We start from the raw sequence: 20,989 nt of genomic DNA, 5'->3' as shown, positions 1-20,989 counted from the left end.
TGCCGCAAGCTGCGGTCGGAGGCCCAAGGGTTTGTTTTCTGCTTTTTTCAGGATTTGACATGACGCGTTTTGCCCTCGAAGCAAACTTCGACGGATTGGTCGGCCCCACCCACAACTACGCCGGTTTGTCGTTCGGCAACGTGGCCTCGGCGAACAACGCCAACCGCACGTCGAATCCGCGCGAGGCGGCGTTGCAGGGGCTTGCGAAGATGAAGGCGTTGGCCGACCTGGGCTACGCACAGGGCGTGCTGCCGCCGCAGGAGCGCCCGTCGGTCGCCTTGCTGCGCACGCTGGGCTTCTCGGGCGACGATCGCGCGGTCATCCGCGATGCCGCCCGCACGGCGCCGGGATTGCTCGGCGCGGCCAGTTCGGCGGCGAGTATGTGGACGGCCAATGCCGCGACGGTCAGCCCGTCGGCGGATACGGCCGACGGCCGTGTGCATTTCACCTCGGCCAACCTGTGCAGCAAGCTGCACCGCGCGATCGAACACGAGACGACGTCGCGCATCCTGCGCGCCGCCTTTCCCGACGAGTCGCGCTTTGCTCACCATGACGCGCTGCCGGGTTGGCCGTCGTTGGGCGACGAGGGGGCGGCCAACCATACGCGCTTCTGTGGCGCCTACGGTGAGCGCGGTGTCGAATTTTTCGTGTATGGCCGCGACGATCTCGCGAGTGCGCCCGTGCCGCGCCGGTTTCCCGCGCGTCAGACCTTGCAGGCGAGTCAGGCGATCGCGCGTCTGCACGGCCTGTCGGAGGGCGACGTGGTCTTTGCACAGCAGCATCCCGACGCCATCGACGCCGGCGTGTTTCACAACGACGTGATCGCGGTCGGCAACGGCAATGTGCTGTTTTGTCACGCGCAGGCCTTCGTCGATCAGCCAGCCGTATTGGCGGCGTTGCGCGAGCGGCTCACCGTCCGAGGTGTGGCGCTGGAGGTGATCGAAGTCACGTCCGAGGACGTTTCCCTCGAAGACACCGTGGGCAGCTACCTCTTCAACAGCCAACTGCTCGCTCGCACGCCGGAAGCCGGTGGGGGGATGCGGCTGGTCGTGCCGCAGGAGTGCCGGGAGCGTCCGGCGGTGTGGCGCTATCTCGAGTCGCTGGTGGCGAGCGGCGGGCCGATCCGCGAGCTGCATGTGTTCGACCTGCGCGAGAGCATGCGCAACGGTGGCGGTCCCGCGTGCCTGCGCTTGCGCGTGGTGCTCACCGACGAGGAGCGCAGGGCGGCGAACGCGGGATTGTGGGTCGATGACGCGCGTTATGCCGCGCTGACCGATTGGGTGACGCGCCATTACCGCGACCGGCTGGCGGTGGACGATTTGGCTGACCCGGCTCTGCTCGACGAATGTCGCACCGCGCTCGACGAACTCACGCGCCTGCTCGGTCTGGGCAGCGATCTTTACCCGTTTCAGCGGGATGCATAGTGGCGGCAGCAAATCCACCCGGTGAATCGTTGGGAACCTCCATGAGCGGGAGCGGGTAGCTGGAAGTGTTTTGCATTTGCATGTCGGCTTGATTTTCAAGTAAAACAATTGGTTATATTGATTTTTTGATGTAATTTCTCCAATCAAACGCAGAACTGAACCTTCGCCAATCGCCGTTGACGAACCGATAAGCGACGCGATTTTCCCAATCTGCAGCGATGCACTATGCTGGATGGAACGTGTCGGCCGACACGTCGATCGCGTCATTTCGTCCAACCGGGGGTGCCGCCATGCAAATCGAATTTCCGGATCACCGACCCGTGTTCAATTACGAAGATCTGACGATCGAGTTTGCCGTCGTCGTCAACGGCCGGCCGATCGATTGCGCGGTGTCGGCGGAAGCGCTGGAAGATCATTTCGGTGCCTATTCCGCCCGTGCCGACGATCTGTTGCACGCCTTCGAGCACGGCCGTACCGACATCCAAGCGCTCACGAGGCAATACCTCTCCATGGGACTGTCGGGCCCCGTGCTGCTGCGCAGCGGCCATTTTCGCTGGGTGCGCGAGGCCAAGCGTCAAGAGGCGCGGCGATAAGCCGCGCCGGCCGTTCGCCACACTTTCCGGGCGCACCACGACGCCGCGCCTGCCGCGCGGCGGTGGCCTTGCCGTCCACTTCTTCGCCTCATTCTCCGCCGTCAAACGCTGTCAAACGCCGCGAGATCGCCCAGCGGACGGTCTCGTTGATCTGCGTCAAAAGTGAGGCTGCGTAGGGTGGCCACGCAACGGCCGGACCTCCGTCATCGGCGTACACTGAAATTGCCGTTCGAGAAGGCGCTGCAAGACGGTGTCCGAACGGTCGCATTGTCGATAACTACAAGGAGTCGCCATGGGCTCGGAATTTCGTGTCGTCATCGCTTCGATTGCGGCCTTCATGACGCTGGCGGGCGCATTCGCCACCATTCACGGTTTGCTGTACGACAGGTCGAACGTCATGAACGGTGGCGTGATCACCGTTCTGTTCGGAATCTTGTTCGTCGTCGTGATGCTCACGCCGTGGGCGCGCGACGAGGATCGCGAAACTCCCAGCAAACCCTGAGCCGCGCGGCCTACTGTTTGGCGTAGGGCGTCCTACACTGGAATCGAGGGACGCCGCCGAAGCCAGCCGGGGCGCGCAGCCCCGCACGGGCTCACGACGCCCGCGCCGTCGGGCTTGCCGATCCCTGCGCCACAGCGCTTCGCAACGGACGTGGCCTCGTTGCGAGGTGACGTATGTGCTCCGATACCCGCGTCTTCATTGCCTCCGTCGCGGCATTCGTGATGCTGGGCGGCATCTTTGCCACCATCCACGGCCTGCTGTTCAATCTCCCCGAAGTTTCGCGCTACGGCGTGGCCGCCGTCCTCCTGGGGGCGACCACCGCGGCGACGATGCTCATTCCGTGGGGAACGCAAGACGAGTCCTGACTGGGGCGGCGTGCCACGGTCGTTGTCCCGCCGCGTCAGCGCGCAGCGGGCGCGAGCCGCGCACGCAGGCACATGAACGCCGGCACCTGCGACAACTCATTGTAGAGCCGCGGATCGATGGTCTTCATTTCGGGCTGCGGCAGCGGTTCGACCATCTGCTCGAGTTGCCAGCCCGCGTTGGCGGCTGCGTTGAGAATGCCGGCGAGCGGGCGTCGATACGATTCCACGAACGGTTTCGGTTCGCCGAACCCGCTCCAGTACATCCCGAAACGGGTGGTGTCGAAGTAGGGACGATTGCGGTGCGTGCGCTCGTCGAGCCAGTCGCGCATGGGGTGCCCCATCGACCACACGAGCGTCGCCCCCGGTTTGGCCACGCGGGCGAACTCGCGAAACGTCGGGCCGAGATCCTCCACATAGTCGAGTGCCAGCGCGCTCACGATGGCGTCGAAGCGCGCCGCTTCGAGCGCGGCGAACGGCTGCGCGAGATCCTGTATGTCGAAGGTGGCGGCCAGTCCTTCGCAGCGCCGGCGAGCGAGCTCGATCATTTCGGGCGTGACGTCGATGCCGTGCACCGTGGCGCCTTGTTCGGCCAGCCAGGCGCTGTTGATGCCGGGGCCGCAGCCGGCGTCGAGCACGTGCAGGCCCGCGACGCCGCCGAGCAATTGACGCGTGGCCGGGCGCTCGTACAGCGCGTTGTGGGGTTTGGTGACGGCAATCTCGGCGTAACGTTCGGCGAAACTGGCGTAGGCGGTGCGTCCCATCGACGCGGAATCGGATGACGACATGCGAAGCTCCGGGGAGGCGCCTCTGCGCTCGCGCGACAACGACAGCGCGGGCACGGGGCAGGGTGAACAACAGCGGGGGAGCGATTGTAACGCCAAAGACGTCGAATCTTCTTGGCACGGCCTTCACCCTGTGAGGCGAGAAACGCGTTTTACGGCATTCCACGCATTCCAGTGTCATCGGCCCGCGGTGCGAATCGAATGACCGCTGTGGCACCGATATGGGACAATGCAGACCTTCGACGTCACGCGTGCCGACTCGCATGCCCGGCATGTCCGACATGCCTGACCCGTCTGTACCGCGGTGCTCGACGTCCCAGCGCGCTCCCCGGGGCGCCGTGCGCACAGACCTGCCTGTTATCCATCCCAAGCATGACCGTATCCAGCGCCGCTTCGCGATCCTCCATTGCCTCCGACCCCTCCGGCAGTCCGAATGTCCGCACGCTCGACACCGATGTCGCCATCATCGGCGCCGGGCCCGCCGGGCTGATGGCGGCCGAGGTGCTGTCCTCGGCGGGTCGGCGCGTCGACGTCTTCGACGCCATGCCGTCGGTCGGCCGCAAGTTCCTGATGGCGGGCAAGGGCGGCATGAATCTCACGCATAGCGAGAGCGCCGACGCCTTCGTGACCCGCTACGGCAAGCGGGCGTCAGTGGTCGGGCAGTGGTTGCGCCGCTTCAGTGCGGACGACGTGCGTACATGGGCGCATCGTCTGGGCGTCGACACCTTCGTGGGCACTTCGGGGCGCGTCTTCCCCATCGACATGAAAGCGGCGCCGCTGTTGCGGGCGTGGCTCACGCGTCTGCGTGCGGCCGGTGTGCGCCTGCACGTGCGGCATCGGTGGCTCGGCTGGTCGGCCGACCTGCCGGCACGGCCGGACAATCTGCGCTTCTCGGCGCCGCAGGGCGAGCGTCTCGTACGGGCCAAGGCCGTGGTGCTGGCGCTCGGCGGTGCGAGTTGGCCGCAGCTCGGCTCGGACGCGGCGTGGGTGCCGTGGCTGCGCGCGCATGGGGTGGACGTGACGCCGCTGCGGCCGGCGAACGCGGGTTTCGAGATCGACTGGACGCCGCACATGCGCGAGCGTTTCGCGGGCCAGCCGGTGAAGTCGGTCACCATGACGCTGCCTGACGGCACGACGCGGCAGGGTGAGTTCGTGATTTCGGAGCACGGCGTCGAAGGCAGTCTCGTGTATGCGCTGTGTGCGCCGATTCGCGACGCCATTCTTGGCCACGGCAGTGCCCAGGTGTATCTCGATCTGCTGCCCGATTGGTCGGCGCAGCGAGTGCTTGCGGAAGTGTCGCGCGGGCGTGGCTCGCGCTCGATGGCTAGCCATCTGCAAAGCCGGCTGGGGATCGCCGGCGTCAAGGCGGGGCTGCTGCGCGAATGCCTGTCGCGCGACACGTTCAACGATCCGACGGCGCTCGCCGCAGGCATCAAACGCTTGCCGCTGACGCTGCGGCGCACGCGCCCTATCGCGGAAGTGATCAGCAGCGCGGGCGGCGTGGCGCTCGAAGGGCTCGATGATGGATTGATGGCGCGCGCACTGCCCGGCGTGTTCTTTGCGGGCGAGATGCTCGACTGGGAAGCGCCGACCGGCGGCTATCTGCTCACGGCCTGCTTTGCCAGCGCCTGCGTCGCCGCGGACGCCGCGGCAGCCTATCTCCAGACGCCGCGTTGAGCGGCCGGACGCGCCATCGACAGTTGTCGATGGTCGTCCGTTCGTTGCGCTGACGTCGCTCGTCCGATCTATGCCGGCCGCGCGCCGAGACGCCACAGCGACGTGACTTCGGCGCGCCGCGCGGCGTGCAAAGGATCGTTGGCGTCCCCGGCCTTCGGATGATGCGGCCGCACATCGTGACGCGCGAGCACGACCAGCCCGGCCGCGTGAATCCATGAGAGCAACGTCTCGCGCGTGCGCAGGCCGAGGTGTTCCGCCAGATCGGACAGAATCAACCAGCCTTCGCCGCCGGGGCTCAGGTGGGCGGCCAGGCCGTTCAGGAAGCCCTTGAGCATCTGGCTGTCGGGATCGTAGATGGCATGCTCGATGGGCGCGTTCGCCTTGGCGGGCAGCCATGGCGGGTTGCACACCACGAGCGGTGCACGACCTTCCGGGAACAGGTCGACGTCCACGATCTTCACCGAGCGCTCGTAACCCAGGCGCGCGATGTTCTCGCGGGCGCATGCCAGCGCGCGGGGATCGCGGTCGGTGCCGATCACGTGTTGCACGCCGCGGCGGGCGAGCAGCGCGGCGATGACGCCTGTACCTGTCCCGATGTCGAACGCCATCGACTTGTCGGGCAGTGGCGCCTGATCGATGAGATCGAGATACTCGCCGCGCACGGGCGAGAACACGCCATACCACGGGTGGATCGAGGCGCCCAGCGCCGGAATCGTCACCCCTTTCTTGCGCCATTCGTGCGCGCCGATCAGACCGAGAATTTCACGCAGCGACGCGACCGAGGGCGTCCCCTCCGGTGCCCCCCAGGCTTCGGTGCAGGCATCGCGCACGTCCGGCGCGCGCCGCAGCGGAATGCCGTAGTCGCCCTCGAGCGGGATAAGCACCATGCCGAGAATGCGCGCGCGTTGCGCCTGCGCCATGCGGTGCTTGTGGAAGGCGTCCGCCGGGCCGGCAGCGGGTGCCGCGTCCCTGCCGCCGGACTTGCGGCGCTGGCGATGGGGCGGGCGGTCGATTCGGCGCGCCATGGCCTGCATCAACTGGCGGGCATTTTGATAATCGCCGCGATACAGCAACGCGGTGCCGCCGCAGGCGAGGTGATAGGCATCGTCGGCGGTCAGCGTGTCGTCGACGACTTCGACGCGGCGCGGCGGCGTCACGCCGGCCTCGGAGCGCCAGCGCGCGGTGACGGGGCGACCGTCTTCGGTCCAGGCGAGCGTCGGGGTAGTGTTCATGCGGAGTCTTGTGAAAAGCGTGGCGGCGCGCGGGGAAGGAGGCTAGCGGTGGCGCGTTGCCCGACAAGCGGAGACATGCCATCAGGCAAACGCCTCTTGCGCGCCGGAAGTCCGCATTATGCCTGTGTTGCCGGTCTACTGGCCGGAAACCGGGATGATTGGCTTGACGTTCCTGGCAGACTTCCCCGAGGCGTCGTGCGGCGCGGCACCGAACAGCAAGGCGATGGCTTCGCGCAGCGCGCTGTCCAGCACAGGATCGATGCCCGGCACGGGCGCGTCCGGCATGGCCGGGACCGGTCCGCCATGACGCAACGCGGCGGCCAGATGTGTCAGCACGGCCGCGGCGGGGTGGACCGGTGTGTCGGGATCGTCGCCGTGTGCGGCAGTGTCGGTAATCGCGTTGGCCACACGCTCGAGCGAGACGAGCGCCGGCCACCAGCGTGCCGCGCGGCGGCTCACCAGTGGCGGCTCGGACAGCGCCCGCTGCAGCGCGACGCGTGTGTCGTCGAGCGCCTTGTAGGCGGCGCGGCGCGCCGCGAAAGTCGCGTCGGCGTCGTGCGTGCAGGCCAGCGCCGCGTAGCGGCCGAGCGCATCGAGCGCATTCGCCACGCGCTCGTCGAGTTGGCGACGCTCCCATTTGGCCCACGGTAGATAGCCGACAAGGAGCACGATGACGCAGGCGGCGACGGCGTCGACGAAGCGAGCGAACGCAATGTCCTGGCTGCCCGGCTGCAGTGCCCCCATCACCAGCATCAGGATGGGCAGCAACAGCGCGCTGAACAAGCCGTAGTTGCGACGCAGAGCCCAAGGCAGGCAAGCCGCGAGCGGAATGAGCGACGCAAGGCTCACGAGGCCGTTGCGATCGACGGCGACGACCGCCGCGGACACGGCCACGCCCACGATACTGCCGATGCTGCTTTGCAGCGCCCGCGCGAACACGGAGCCGTAGTTCGGCTTGAAGATCACCACGACGATCAGCGGCACCCAGTACGAGCGCGGCAACTCTGTCACCGCGATGAAGATCTGCGCGACGAGTACACACAGACCGATACGCACGAGATAGCGCCACACGTCGGGCCAGGGCCACTTCGGCATCCAGCGCGGATGCGCCGTGGCACGCGTTTGATGACGCGCCAGCGCCAGGAGCGGCGCCTCGGCCGCGTGGACCACGCCCGTGAGGAGCGGTTGGGCGCGATGCAGGGCGGTGGCCAGCGCCGTGGCGTCGTGCGCCTCGGCCACCGCCATGGCCGCGGCGACGTCGACCGGCCGGTCACGGGCGATGCTGCGTGCCATGCCATACAGCGCGCGGCCGAGCGGCGTGGGGACCGGTTGTCCATCCTGGGCGAGGCCGATGACGGCCGCGGTGATCGGCTCGGCCGCGAGGATCTGGGCGGCGCGACGTTCGAGGACATCCCAGCCGGTGGTGGTGCTTGCGCTTGCACCCAGGAGCGTGTCGTAGGCGGCGGCAATCGCGTTCTCCAGCGAACGTCGCGCCAGACGCGCACGAGGCGTGCCACTCGCATCGAGCAAGTTGGCCAACTGCTGGTAAATGGCGGCGACCGCATCGCGCTCCGCCGCCCCCGGGTGCCGCAGCCAGTGCACGGCCATGAGCAGCATGCTGAAGATGCCGCCTGCCGCGAGCAACAACGGCGCCCGCCATTCCGGCGGCGGCAGCGCGAGGCCCCACCCGACGATCAGGTACACCGCGCCTTGTAGGGTCGCCGCCGATGCCACGTTGCCGAACGTGCCGAGGAAACTGAGCAGCAAGATCGCGAACTGCAGCAGCACGTGGGCAAGCCACGGGTGTGCGAGACCGACGTCGTGGATCAGCATGCCGGTGTAGAAGCCGCCGCCGCCGGTGAGGATGGTGATCAGGATGGAGCGCGCCCGCGCACGATAGGGGCCGGTGCGATCGCCGATGATGACGGGCAGCGCGCCGAGAGCGACAAGCGAAGCGTCGGCGCCGTGGCCGAGCGCGGCGCCGATGGCGGTGGGCACGGCCACGGAGAGCGCCGCATGTATGGCGTCCCAGCGGGAGAACGCTACCGGCTCAAGCCGCGTGAGTCGCGACATCCACGCCACGCGGCGGCCGGGATCGGGCGTTGTGGTCATCCGTCGGGGCGTCGGTCGGGATGTCAGGACACGCGCGCCGGCGCATCCGCATCCGTGAGCGGCATCAGTTTGCCTTGTCCGCGAATCCACGCGTGGTCGGCGCGTTCGGCCATCTCCTTGTCGCCCCGGCTGTCGCCGTAGGCGAACAGCAAACGCGGCGGCGCGGCGGACCACCAGTCTTCGAGACGGCGCACCTTCTCCGGGCCCCAGCAGTTCGGTTTGGCGAATTTGCCGTTGAAGCGATCGCGCGCGTCGAAAGCGAGCTCGGTGCTCAGTACGGCATCGAAGCCGACCGACGCCGCCCACGGGCGCAGATAGAGCCCCGGCGACGCGCTGACCAGCACGACCCGATGACCGTACGCACGATGCTGGCGCAAGCGCGAGAGCATTTCCGGACGGAGCAGCGCGGGCAGGCGTTGTGCCACGAAGCGTTGAGCGTCTTCTTCGAGCTGGATGCGTGTGCGCCCGCCGATGCATGCGCGCAGGAACGCCGCCTTGGCGGTGCCGCGATCGACGAGGCGCAACGCCGCGCCGATCAGCCAGGGCGATGCGCGCAAGGCGCCCGCGACGAAACGCGGCGTACCCACTGTGGCGCGCACGAACACACGCAGGCTATCGGTCGTGGAAATCGTCCCGTCGAAATCGAAGGCGGCGACGATGGCGGAATCGCGCATGCGATGTCAGTTCGCGTCGGGCGACGTTGCGTCGCGCGAATCGGCGAACGCCACGAGATGCGGCCAGCGCTCGCTCGCCTGACGGCTGGCCGCGAGGGCTTGTTCGTCCCGATAGAACGGCAGCACGTCGGTGCCGACGACTTCACGCAGACGATCGACGTCGGACGGATATCGACGCTCGATCATCGCATCGGCCGCGTGCAACGCCGCAACGGAGGAGGTGGGTTCGGTCGGACTCATGCCGGGCATTCTATACGGTGCATGCTGCGAGCGGCAATGCCTGTGCTGACTGGTCTACCGATCTACCAGCAACGCAACGCGAAGTGCTGCTTGCTTCCGGGCATACAGGCGAGCTAGCATGGCGCAACGTGCCGTATCCAGATACACGAACTGCTATCCCACAGGATCCGGGCATTCTTAGGAATGCCTGACAACGACGTGGTGAGACGTCGGGTCGATGGGAAAGCGCTCGTGGGGATGTGGCGACAGTGCAGCACAAGAACAGACGAGGCACCCTATGCAGCTTCGAGCGTCTTGGTCGCGTTATCGCAAAGTTTCTGCCATCTGCCTGCTTGCTGCCGCAGCGATGGATCCGGGAGGTGCCGCGCCAGCGGCAACGGCTCCCCCGGCTACCCGGGGGAAAGTCCCTGCACAGACGGGCGCGCCTGGCGCGCCCGCCACGGCATCGGGGGCCGCCGCAGACGCCCAGGGCCCGGCGTCGCCTTCCCTGACGCCTGCCACGACCAGCTCCAGCGGCAACGAGCGCACGGTCACGTTCGCGCAACTGGGCCAGAGCAATGGACTGCGCCTGCGCGGCACCGAAGGCTCGGCCGACATCAACTTCGGTGTTCGGCTCGATCACACGGTCGCCTCCGCGCTGCTGCGCCTGCGCTATGCCTACTCGCCCGCGCTGCTTCCCGATCTCTCGCAAATCAAGATATATCTCAACGAAGAGTTGATCGCCACGCTGCCGCTGAACAAGGCGGACGGCGGCAAGAGCCTCGTGCGCGAGATTGCGCTGGACCCACGCATGCTCTCGGGCTTCAACCGTGTGCGGCTCGTGCTCATCGGCCATTACACGATGGAGTGCGAGGATCCGACGCACTCGAGCCTGTGGGCCGACATCAGCCCGCAAAGCGAGATCGTCACCAGCACGCAACCGCTCGCCCTGCGCAACGATCTGGGCACGCTGCCCACGCCATTCTTCGACCGGCACGACAATCGCGATCAGGCAATCCCGTTCGTTTTCGGCGCGCCGCCGTCGCTTGCCGTGGTGCATGCCGCCGGTGTGGTGGCCACCTGGGCCGGCGCCATCGGCGACTACCGCCGCACGCGTTTTCCCGTGAGCGTGAATTCGCTGCCGTCCAGGCACGCGATCGTCTTTGCGACGAACGATGCGCGGCCTGCCGCGCTGAATTTGCCGACGGTCGATGCGCCCACGCTGCGCATGATGTCGAACCCGAACGATCCGTCGCTCAAGCTGTTGGTGCTGCAGGGCCGCGACGCCAAGGATCTCGAGACGGCGGCGCTCGCACTGGTATCCGGCCGCGCGGCGCTGTCGGGCGAGTCGGCCCGCATTGCCTCGCTCGAGCCGCTGCCGCCGCGCCCCGCCTACGATGCGCCTCGCTGGGTGCGCACCGATCGCCCGGTCAAGCTCGGCGAACTGGTGGACAATCCGGGCGATCTGCAGGTGAACGGCTATATGCCGTGGCCGATCCGCATTCAGCTCCATCTGCCCGCCGATCTGCTGACGTGGCAGAACACTGGCGTGCCGCTCGATCTGAGGTATCGCTATACGCCGCCGGTCAAGCCTGACGATTCGTCGCTCAGCGTGGCCATCAACGATCAGTTCGTGCGTGCGTACCGCCTGCGCGCCTCCGGCGCCAGCGCCGACAAGAGCCACATGCTCGTGGAACTGCTTTCCGACGGGTCGATGGCCGACCGGCGTGAAGTGCGCATTCCGGCGTTTCAGGTCGCCTCGCGCAACTCGTTGTCGTTCCAGTTCGCGATGGAGCCGCACAAGGAAGGCGTGTGCAGCCAGACGATCACCAACACCGCGCGCTCGGCGATCGACGCCGATTCGACCATCGACTTCAGCGGCCTGCCGCACTACGCCGAGATGCCGAATCTGGGCTTCTTCGTGGGCAGTGGTTTTCCGTTCACCAAATACGCGGATCTCGCCCAGACTGCCATCGTGACGTCGAAGACGCCCGACGTGCCGGAGCTCGAAACCGTCTTTTCGGCGCTCGGCCAGTTCGGGCGCTCCACCGGCGTGTATGCCGATCGCTTCGAGGTGCTCGACACCACGCAGACCGATCGCTTCAAGGATCGAGATCTGCTGATCGTCGGCGGCAAGGACGCCGGCGACCTGCTGGCGAAATGGGGCAAAGGGCTGCCGTTGCTCATCGACCAGTCCCGCCGCGTGATGACGAGCCAGCCACAGGGCTATCGCGGTGACGGCGCAATCGGCTCGGCGCTTGCGGCGAGCCGTGTCGGCCCGGCCCGCATGGACGCGCAGTCCGACGGTCCGCTCGCGGCGCTGGTGGGCTTCGAATCGCCGGTGAGTGCGTCGCGCTCCGTGGTAGCGATCAATGCCACGAGCAACCCGGCGCTGCTGGGCGTCGTCAATGCCATCGACGACAGCGCGCAACGCGGCGACATCCACGGCGACCTGGCGGTGTTCAACGGTTCGCGCACCGAGTCGTTCCGGCTGGGCCAGACCTATTTCGTGGGAGACGTGAGCTGGTGGACCCGCATTCGCTACCACCTCTCGAGTCATCCGGTTCTCGTGGGCCTCGTGGCGTTGCTCGCTGCCTTCGCGATTGCGCTCAAGTGCTTCGGTTGGCTGCAGCGTCGCGCCGCGCGTCGGCTGGAGAAGTAAATGAATCGTGCTGACGTCTACGGCCGGCGCCGTCGCGCCGTGCTGCGTACGCTCGCGGCGGGTAGTGTCCTGCCGTGGGTCGCGGGCGCGCAGCACCTGGCGGCGCAGTCGAGGTCGACGGCGGTGGCAGGCACGTCATCGAAACCGGGCAGAGCCGGGGGACCGGACCGCGCGCCATCGCCAGCCCCGGCGGCTGGCGGGCAGCGCGCCTGTGCGCCGCTCGATTGGCCCGACTGGACACGCTTCAAGGCGAATTTCCTGAGCGGCGACGGCCGCGTCGTCGACCGCGGCATGGAGGATCAGCGCACCGTCTCCGAAGGGCAGGCGTACGCGCTGATGTTCGCGCTCATCGGCAACGATCGCACCACCTTCGACAAGGTGCTGGAATGGACCGCCGACAACCTCGCGCAGGGCGATCTCACCGCGCATCTGCCGGCGTGGCTCTGGGGTCGCAAGGCCGACGGGCAGTGGGCCGTGCTCGACAGCAATCCGGCGAGCGACGCCGACATGTGGATTGCGTATGCGTTGGGTGAGGCCGGTCGGCTGTGGCGCGTGCGCCGGTACACGGCGCTCGGCGCGCTCGTCGCACGCCGCGTTGCCGCAGAGGAGACCGACTTCCTGCCCGGACTTGGCCGCACGCTGCTGCCGGCGCCGGTCGGCTTTCATCCCGCGAAGGATCTGTGGCGCTTGAACCCGAGCTATGTGCCGATGCAGGTCGTGCGGCGTCTGGCTGGGCTGTTCCCCGACAGCGGCTGGAGCCAGCTCGTCGCTTCCTCGCTCAAGCAGATCACGCTCACGGCGCCGCCGCTCGGCTTCGCACCGGAATGGGCGACGTATCGCACAGGACGAGGTTTCGAGATCGACCCCGAGACACAGGGCGAAGGTAGCTACAACGCGATTCGCGTGTATCTGTGGGCCGGCATGCTGGCTCCGGGCAGCGACGACTTTCGCGCGCTGTCGCACACCTTCGGCGGGATGCTGAAGTACGTGGCGGCGCACGGCGCGCCGCCCGAGCGCGTCAACACGCGCGATGGCACGGCGAAACAGGACGGGCCGTCCGGCTTTTCGGCGTCGCTCGTGCCGCTGTTGCAGGCCGTGGGCGACACGGCGCTCGCGCAGCAACAGGTTGCACGGGCGCGCTCGCTCGACGCCGCGTCGCCGCCGGGCTACTACAGTTCGGTTCTTTCGCTGTTCGGCCTCGGCTGGCACGAAGGCCGTTTCCGGTTCGCAGCCGACGGTACGCTGCATGTCACATGGGAGGAGGCTTGCGCACCACGCTGATTCGCTCCGCATGTGTGACATGCCTGCTCGTGGCCGCGAGTGGCGGGCCGGTGCGCGCCGCGCCTGCGCCCGGTGCCGGCGACAGGTCGCCTGGCGAGGTCGCCGCGAACCGCGACGTCGGCAATCTGCTCGCGAGCGCCGCGCTGTGGCATTCGCGTTATCGCAACGACCTCGCGCGCGCCGCGCTGGAGAAGGCGTTGCTCGTGCAGCCGGATCAACCCGATGCGCTCTCGCTGCTCGGCCAGATCGAGATCGAGGAGAACCATCCGCAGCAAGCCGACAAACTGTTGAAGACCTTGCGCGCACGCTATCCCGATGCGCCGGCGACGAAGGCGCTGGCCGATGTGATTCGCGTGAACACCGTGGACAAGTCGCGGATCGCACGCGCGCGTCTGCTGCAGCGCAGTGGCCAGGCCGACGCCGCCTTCGCGGAGTATCGTGCCCTGTTCCCGGACGGCCCGCCCACCGGCGCGCTTGGGGTCGAGTACTATCGCGCGCAAGCCAACGTCGCCAACGGCTGGCCGGCCGCGCAGCAGGGACTCGCCAATCTGGCGAAGGTGTCGCCCGACGACGCGCGCGCATCGCAGTCGCTTGCCGAACTGATGCTGGAGCGCCCGTCGACGCGCCTGGCCGGCACGCGCATGGTGGCCGAGCTCGCCGCGCGCCCCAACGCCGACATGAATGCACTGTTGCCGCTTTGGCAGCGCGGGCTGTCCAAAGCGGACGGCAATCTCGCCTGGTTGCCGCTGTACCAACGCTACCTCGCGCTCGCCCCGAACGACACCGATATCCGCGCCGCTTACGACAAACTCAACGCCCAGCAGGCCGCCCGCACCCGCATGCTCGCCGATCCGGCCTACAAGGCGCGGCAGGCGGGCATTCGGGCGCTCGATCAAGGGCGCCTAGGCGACGCGCAGAATTCGCTCGATGCCGCGCGCGCGAAGCGTCCGAACGACAGCGAGCTGACCGGGTCGCTGGGCCTGGTGAAGATGCGCCAGGGCGACCACAAGGGGGCGCAGGCGCTGTTCGCCCAGGCGATCCGTCAGGACCCCGGCAACGCGGGAAAGTGGCGCAGCCTGCTGCGGACGTCGCAGTTCTGGGGGGCGATGTCCGATGCGCGTGCCGCTCGCGACGCAGGGCGGCTCGACGAGGCCGACCGGCTCGTGCGCAGCGCGCTGCAGAGCGACCCGCGTAACCCGGATGGCCTGGCGCTGCTCGGCGACATCGCCCTCGACGCGAAGCGCGATGGCGATGCGGAGCGACTGTTCAAAGAAGCGCTGAAGATCGAGCCGGACAACGACGCCGCGCTGCGCGGCCTCATCACGCTGTATTCACGTCAGCAGCGCCGCACCGAGCTGGCCAACTTGTTGGGCGACTTGCGCGGGCGCTTCCCGCGGGACAGGGCGCGTTTCGACAAGGCCGAAGCCGCGGCGTTGTCGGACGACGCCGAGCACCTCATCGCCCAGGGCCGCAACGGCCCGGCGCTGGCCGTGCTGGAGCGCGCCGTCGCGCTCGATCCCGGTAACGCATGGACGCGCTATTCGCTCGCGAGCCTCTACCGGAAGTTGCGCTTGCCGAAGATCGGTCGCGATGTCATGGACGAGGGCTTGCGTCAGCGGCTCGAAGCCGACGATCGCGCGCAGATGCTGTATGCGCAGGCCATCTATCTGAACGTGATCGATGACGAGGCCGGCGCGCGCGCCGCGCTCGCACAGATCCCGCCGACCAACGCGACGCCGTCCATCAATCGACTGCGGACGACGCTTGCCATTCGCGATACGGCACGCCTGGCGCGAGAGGCTCGCGCGGCGGGCGACGCGGTGCAGAGCGAGCGCCGCTACGGCGAAGCGCTTGCGATGGCGGGCGACGATCCCGAGCTGATCGCCGAGGTGGCGCGAGCGCACGTTGCGGCGGGGCAGCCGGACCAGGGGCTTGCCCTGATGCGCGACTGGCTCGCGGCGCATGCGGACAGGCCGCAGCCGGATGCTCAACTGCGCTATGCCGAGCTGCTCAACACCGCGGAGCGCGATGGCGAACTGGACACGCTGCTGACGAGCATCGATCCAACCACGCTGGGTGCCGATCAGCGTGACGAATGGCAGGATCTGCGCGACCGCCTGGCCTTGCGCGAAGCGGACCGCGCCCGGGCGCTGGGCGACTATGCAACCGCGCGCGCGAAGCTGGACCCACTGCTCTCGCGTCAGCTGCCCGACAAACGGGCGTTGTCCACGCTGGGCGACATCTATTTCGACCAACGCCGTTTCGACGACGCCCGCAAGATCGCCGAAGACCAGGTCCGGCAGGATCCGAACAATCAGGACGCGCGTCTGTCTCTCGTTCGCGTGCTGTACGAGATGCAGGACGACGAAGCGGCCAGCCGCGAACTCGACCGCGCACTGGCCGAAGCGCCACCGGACGACGTGTGGACCCAGCTCGCGGCCGTGCGGCGCCTTACGGCGATGGATCGCTTCGACGAAGCCATTGCACTCGATGACAGGCTGCGCGGCCAGTTCCCGGGCAATCCGGCGGTGACGGTGCAGCGCGGGCGTATTGCGCAGTCGCAGCGTCGCTACAACGAGGCGAAGGGCTGGTACGACCAGGCGCGCAAGGAAGAAATCGTTCAGGGTGCGCTGCCCGGCTACGACGGCATGACGTCGGCCGAGTCGGCCGTCGATTCGCTCGAGTCGCGGCGAAACACCTACGTGGCGGCGGGCTACGAAATCGATCAGAAGAAGGGCAACGGCGGCATCTCCATGTTCAACGCGCGCGCGGTGCCGCTGTATGGTCAGTACGCCGCGGGCTACGACGGCCACGTGTTCGCGCAGACGGACTACGTCAACGCCGACTCGGGCGACTTGCCGCTCAACGGTACGTCGGAGTTCGGCACGCTGCCGTTGCTCAACGTGCCGGCGTTCCGGACGGCGAACCCCGGGGTGTCGACCGACTATGGCACCAAGCGCCAGAAGGCGCACGGGCAGGCGCTCATGCTCGGTTACGAGAACGACTGGATTCGTGCGGACATTGGCCATACGCCCGTCGGCTTTCCGATCTCGTATGTGACCGGCGGCGTGCGGCTGTTCGGCAATCTCGGCCGCTACCAGTACTGGGTCGACGCGTCGCGACGTCCGATGACGGGCAGCATGGTGTCGTATGCGGGCGCCTATCTGCCGCTGCCCGAGATCTTCGGCGACGGGAAGTGGGGCGGGGTGCGTCGCGATGCGATTACCTTCCACGTGTCGCGGGACTTCGCGAAGTGGGGCGTGTTCGGCCAGGCGAGCGTGGCGCGTCTCACGGGCGAGAACGTGTTGAACAACTCCGAAGTGTCGGCGCGCGCCGGGATCGACCTGCCGCTCATCTACAAGCGCGACATGCGCATGAATACCGGCCTGACGTTGTTTTTCGACAGCTTCGCGCAGAACGAGCGGTTCTACACCTACGGGCACGGCGGCTACTACAGCCCGCAGACCTACGTCTCGCTCACGCTGCCGCTCGAATGGTACGGCCGCATGCAGCGCTGGTCCTACTATCTGCGCGGGTCGGTCTCGTTCTCGCAAAGCCACGAAAAGGCGATGCCGTACTTCCCGACCGATGGCTCGCTCCAGACGGCAAGCGGCAACCTCACTTACGGATCGGGCGGCGGCTTCGGCGTCGGATTCTCGATCCTGGGGCGAGCGGAGTACTGGGTGAACCGCCATTGGGTCATCGGCGGCCAGGTGCAGTTCGAGCGTTCGGACTATTACGCACCGAATCGATTCCTCGTCTACATGCGCTATCACTTCGATGCGCGGCGAGGCGACGTGCCGATGCCGCCCTCGCCGGTGCGGCCGATCTGGAGCTATTGATCATGTGTGCGGCCATCGACCATTCAAAGAGTCCAGTGCTTTCGGCGATTGCGGCAACCGCGGCAGTCCTCGTCGAAATTGTGCGCCGTCAACGCGCCGGGGAGGGGACATGCTGACGCTCATCGCCGTGGTGTCGAGCGCGGGTGGCGCGGGGCGCAGCACGGTCACCGCGCACCTGGCCGCGCAGGTGGCACACGGCGGGCACGCCGCCGTGGTGCTCGAACTCGACGCACAGAACAGCATCGCGTCGCTGCTTGGTGTGCGCGACACCGTGGCGCGAGGCGTGCTGTCGCCCGGCGTCCCGCCCGACGCGTGGCATACGGTGCTGCGCGAGACGTCGGTCGACGTGCCGCTGTTGCCGGCGGGGCGATCGAATGCGGCGAGCCTGGCAGCCATGGCGACGTGGTTGCAGCACGATGCGGGCGGCCTGCGTCGCCAGCTCGACGCCGCAGGGTTGCCCGACGGCGCGCGCGTGTTCATCGACACGCAGCGGTTGCCCGACGCGATCGCGCAGGCCGCGCTGCGCGCTGCCGACCTGGTGCTCGGCGTGGTGCCCGTGACGACGACGGGCTACGTCACCCAGGCCGATCTGACGGCGGCCTGCGACGCCCACTTGCGGATGGTGCCCAATTTCGCCGCGTCCGGCTCACCGCTCAACAACGACCTGCTGCATCTGATTCAGGCGCGCGGCGCGCAGGCGGTCGTGCCGGTGCGCATCCATCGCGACGAAGCACTCGGCATCGTGGCAGCCAGCGGGCAGTCGCTCACGGCGACGGCGCACGGTTCGCAGGCGGCGCTCGACTTCGCGCAGTTGGCGGCGTGGCTGGTGCACGCGACGACGCCCGGCGACGGCAGCGATGCCGAGGGCGGCAATGGGAGGGAGCGCCCATGATCGGCGACGCGCTGCGTTCCCTGTACCGGCTGGGCCAGGCGCTTCTGGCGTTGCGTCTGCGCGTGCCGCCGCGCCCGGACGGCCGTGCCCCAGGGGTCGTGCAGTGGGTACTGGCCGCGACCTTGCGTTCGCCGCGGCATCAACTATGGATGCGGCAGACCGGGAACCACGTGTTGGCGCGTCTTGCCATGCGCCTCGACGTGCGCCAGTTCGACATGTGGCGCGAGTGGTGGTTGCGCCTGTTCTTCCAGCCCGCGCGCAGCGGCCGTCCGGACCCTGTGGGCCGGGCCTTCGCATGGATCAACGAGCGAGCGACGCACCGTCTCGGCGTACCGGCCGATGCCGGTTTCTGGCAGATGGTGCGGGCACTCTTCTGGCGCACTGCCGACCAGCGCCCATCGTTCCCGCCGTATGTCGCATGGCTGGCGTTTCGGGAGTACAACGAGCGTGTACGTCAGTGGCTCGTGCAGACGCTCTTCGGCATCCCACCCGATACGCCGGCCGAGCTCGCGCATCGCTTCGACAGGCGGCTCGAGCACGTGATGCATTGGCGCCTCACCTCGACCGTCGTGGCACTGCTCGGACTGGTCGGTGTGTTCTGGATCGTGACCACGCCATTCACACCATTCGACCAACTGCTGTTCTCGATCTGCACGCTGACGCTCGCGCTGGTGTTCCGCCGGCTCGACAGCCAGTACTCCGTGCTCGTGCTGATCGGCCTGTCGCTGATCTCCACGATCCGCTACGTATGGTGGCGTCTCACCCAGTCGCTCTCGTTCGACACGCTGCCCGAGGCGCTCGTCGGCTACCTGCTCGTCGGCGCCGAGATGTACACGTGGTTGATTCTGCTCTTCGGCTACATCCAGACCGTGTGGCCGCTGCAGCGACGCATCACGCCGCTGCCGCCGGACGCCCGCGAGTGGCCGAGCGTCGATGTGTACATTCCGACCTATAACGAGGGACTGGACGTGGTGCGTCCCACGGTCTATGCCGCGTGCGGGATCGACTGGCCGCCCGAGAAGCTCAACATCTACCTGCTCGACGACGGGTGCCGGGAGGCGATGCGCGAATTCGCCGCGCTCGCCGGGGTGCATTACCTGACGCGTCCCGACAATCGCCACGCCAAGGCGGGCAACATCAACCATGCGCTAGGCAAGACGCAGGGCGAGTTCGTGGCGATCTTCGATTGCGATCACATCCCCGTGCGCTCGTTCCTGCAGACGACGATGGGTGCGTTCCTCAAGGATCCGCGCTGCTCGATCGTGCAGACGCCGCACCACTTCTTCTCCGACGATCCGTTCGAGCGCAACCTCGCCACACGCGGCGCGGTGCCCAACGAGGGACGCCTGTTCTACGGCATCGTGCAGGACGGCAACGACTTCTGGAACGCCTCGTTCTTCTGCGGTTCGTGCGCGGTGCTGCGCCGCGCGGCGCTCGACGAAATCGGTGGAGTGGCCATCGAGACCGTTACCGAAGATGCGCACACGGCGCTCAAGTTGCACCGTCGCGGCTGGAATACCGTCTACCTCAAGGTCGTGCAGGCGGCGGGACTCGCCACCGAATCGCTGTCGAGCCACGTGGGGCAGCGCATTCGCTGGGCACGCGGCATGGCGCAGATCTTCCGCATCGACAATCCGCTCTTCGGCCGCGGCCTGACGTTCGGTCAGCGCATCTGCTACGCGAACGGCATGCTGCATTTCTTCTACGGCATTCCGCGCATCGTCTTCCTGCTCGCCCCCATCTGCTACCTGTTCTTCGGTCTGCATATCGTGCAGGCCGCGGCGTTGAGCATCTGCGCGTACGTGCTGCCGCACATCGCGCACGCCAACATTGCGAACTCGCGCATCCAGGGCAAGTATCGCCATTCGTTCTGGTCCGACGTATACGAGGCAGTGCTTGCCTGGTATGTGGCGCTGCCCACGACGGTGGCGTTCGTCAACCCGCGCTACGGCAAGTTCAACGTGACGACCAAGGGCGGGCTCATCGAGCAGAGCTTCTTCGACTGGAGCATCTCGAAGCCGTACCTGGTGCTGCTGGGCTTCAACGTGGCTGGTTTCCTCGCGGGAATACTGCGCTTCTTCTACGGACCGGCGCACGAGGGCGGTGCGCTGGCATTCAATCTGGCGTGGGTGGCATTCAACCTGTCGGTGCTGGGCTCGGCGGTGGCCGTGGCGACCGAGGTCCGGCAGGTGCGCCGCACGCACCGCGTGTCGGTGCGCATGCCCGCCACGCTGTATCTGCCCGACGGGCGCACGCTCGCGTGCCACACGCGCGACTTCTCGGGCGGCGGTCTGGCGTTGCACCTGCCGGTGAGCGTTGAACTGACGCCGGGCACCGAAGCGCATGTGGCGCTCGCGCGCGGCGGAAGCGAGTACGGCTTTCCCGTGAGCGTGGTCGGTGCGCGGGCGCAGGAAGTGTATCTGGCGTTCAGGCCGCTCACCGCGGAGCAGGACAAGCATCTCGTGCAGTTCACGTTCGGCCGTGCCGATGCGTGGCGCGACTGGGACGCCGAGCGCGCGCGCGACGAGCCGATCAAGGCGTTGTTCGACATGCTGGCCATGGGGCTGCGCGGTTATCAGGTCCTGGCGAACTATCTGCTCGGCAAGCTGGTGGCGCGCTGGCAGAGCCGCTTGCGTGGGGCGCGTCAGGCGCAGAGGTGAACGGATCGGAGCGCAAAGCGCTGCATGGCTGGTATTGGGCAGCCTGGATGGGACGGAACACAGCAACACGTA

15 protein-coding genes are annotated in these 20,989 nt (G+C 67.5%); 10 read left to right on the top strand and 5 right to left on the bottom strand.

Annotation, left to right across the window (positions count from 1 at the left end):
• Positions 1-59: 59 nt before the first annotated feature.
• The 4 genes from astB to RO07_RS13670 all read left to right on the top strand — a co-directional run bounded on the left by astB (position 60) and on the right by RO07_RS13670 (position 2,884).
• Positions 60-1,424, top strand: a complete 1,365-nt coding sequence (gene astB, locus RO07_RS13685) for an N-succinylarginine dihydrolase (protein ID WP_039411415.1) — start codon at positions 60-62, stop codon at positions 1,422-1,424.
• 239 nt (positions 1,425-1,663) lie between these two features.
• A complete protein-coding gene (locus tag RO07_RS13680; protein WP_237171254.1) occupies positions 1,664-2,017 on the top strand; it encodes a DUF1488 family protein in 354 nt (117 codons plus the stop codon).
• 292 nt (positions 2,018-2,309) lie between these two features.
• Positions 2,310-2,519 (top strand): DUF2964 family protein, encoded by a 210-nt coding sequence (locus RO07_RS13675; protein ID WP_039411412.1) that lies wholly within the window; start codon positions 2,310-2,312, stop codon positions 2,517-2,519.
• Positions 2,520-2,692: 173 nt separating this feature from the next.
• The gene (locus RO07_RS13670; RefSeq protein ID WP_039411409.1) at positions 2,693-2,884 is read left to right on the top strand and encodes a DUF2964 family protein; all 192 of its coding nucleotides are present in this window, start codon (positions 2,693-2,695) and stop codon (positions 2,882-2,884) included.
• A gap of 35 nt (positions 2,885-2,919) precedes the next feature.
• On the opposite strand, the gene RO07_RS13665 is transcribed toward RO07_RS13670, so the two are convergent.
• A complete protein-coding gene (locus tag RO07_RS13665) occupies positions 2,920-3,669 on the bottom strand; it encodes a class I SAM-dependent methyltransferase (RefSeq protein ID WP_039411407.1) in 750 nt (249 codons plus the stop codon).
• A gap of 486 nt (positions 3,670-4,155) precedes the next feature.
• On the opposite strand from RO07_RS13665, the gene RO07_RS13660 reads away from it, so the two are divergent.
• Entirely contained in the window at positions 4,156-5,343 is a 1,188-nt protein-coding gene (locus RO07_RS13660) for a TIGR03862 family flavoprotein (RefSeq protein ID WP_052267591.1), read from the top strand.
• Positions 5,344-5,411: 68 nt separating this feature from the next.
• Here RO07_RS13660 and RO07_RS13655 read toward each other — a convergent pair whose 3' ends face one another.
• The 4 genes from RO07_RS13655 to RO07_RS13640 form a co-directional block, all read right to left on the bottom strand.
• Entirely contained in the window at positions 5,412-6,575 is a 1,164-nt protein-coding gene (locus RO07_RS13655) for a methyltransferase (protein ID WP_039411404.1), read from the bottom strand.
• Positions 6,576-6,710: 135 nt separating this feature from the next.
• Positions 6,711-8,687 (bottom strand): FUSC family protein, encoded by a 1,977-nt coding sequence (locus RO07_RS13650; protein ID WP_052267297.1) that lies wholly within the window; start codon positions 8,685-8,687, stop codon positions 6,711-6,713.
• A gap of 23 nt (positions 8,688-8,710) precedes the next feature.
• Positions 8,711-9,361 (bottom strand): HAD-IB family hydrolase, encoded by a 651-nt coding sequence (locus RO07_RS13645; RefSeq protein ID WP_039411401.1) that lies wholly within the window; start codon positions 9,359-9,361, stop codon positions 8,711-8,713.
• 6 nt (positions 9,362-9,367) lie between these two features.
• A complete protein-coding gene (locus RO07_RS13640; protein WP_147284657.1) occupies positions 9,368-9,601 on the bottom strand; it encodes a hypothetical protein in 234 nt (77 codons plus the stop codon).
• 346 nt (positions 9,602-9,947) lie between these two features.
• Here RO07_RS13640 and bcsB point away from each other — a divergent pair, with 346 nt between their 5' ends.
• The 5 genes from bcsB to bcsA all read left to right on the top strand — a co-directional run bounded on the left by bcsB (position 9,948) and on the right by bcsA (position 20,917).
• The gene (bcsB, locus tag RO07_RS13635; RefSeq protein WP_052267296.1) at positions 9,948-12,242 is read left to right on the top strand and encodes a cellulose biosynthesis cyclic di-GMP-binding regulatory protein BcsB; all 2,295 of its coding nucleotides are present in this window, start codon (positions 9,948-9,950) and stop codon (positions 12,240-12,242) included.
• Complete coding sequence (gene bcsZ, locus RO07_RS13630) at positions 12,243-13,523, top strand: cellulose synthase complex periplasmic endoglucanase BcsZ (RefSeq protein WP_039411396.1); 1,281 nt, start codon at positions 12,243-12,245, stop codon at positions 13,521-13,523.
• Positions 13,508-17,365 (top strand): cellulose synthase subunit BcsC-related outer membrane protein, encoded by a 3,858-nt coding sequence (locus tag RO07_RS13625; protein WP_052267295.1) that lies wholly within the window; start codon positions 13,508-13,510, stop codon positions 17,363-17,365. The genes bcsZ and RO07_RS13625 overlap by 16 nt, the downstream gene beginning before the upstream one ends.
• 109 nt (positions 17,366-17,474) lie before the next feature.
• Positions 17,475-18,257, top strand: coding sequence for a cellulose synthase operon protein YhjQ/BcsQ (locus RO07_RS13620; RefSeq protein ID WP_039411394.1), 783 nt, complete (start codon positions 17,475-17,477; stop codon positions 18,255-18,257).
• On the top strand, positions 18,254-20,917 hold the full coding sequence (gene bcsA / locus RO07_RS13615; protein WP_039411392.1) for a UDP-forming cellulose synthase catalytic subunit: 2,664 nt from the start codon (positions 18,254-18,256) through the stop codon (positions 20,915-20,917). The genes RO07_RS13620 and bcsA overlap by 4 nt, the downstream gene beginning before the upstream one ends.
• Positions 20,918-20,989 lie beyond the last annotated feature (72 nt).

Origin of the sequence: Pandoraea pulmonicola (assembly GCF_000815105.2) — a bacterium.
GTDB classification, from domain to species: domain Bacteria; phylum Pseudomonadota; class Gammaproteobacteria; order Burkholderiales; family Burkholderiaceae; genus Pandoraea; species Pandoraea pulmonicola.
This window is presented reverse-complemented; position numbering and strand designations above follow the sequence as displayed.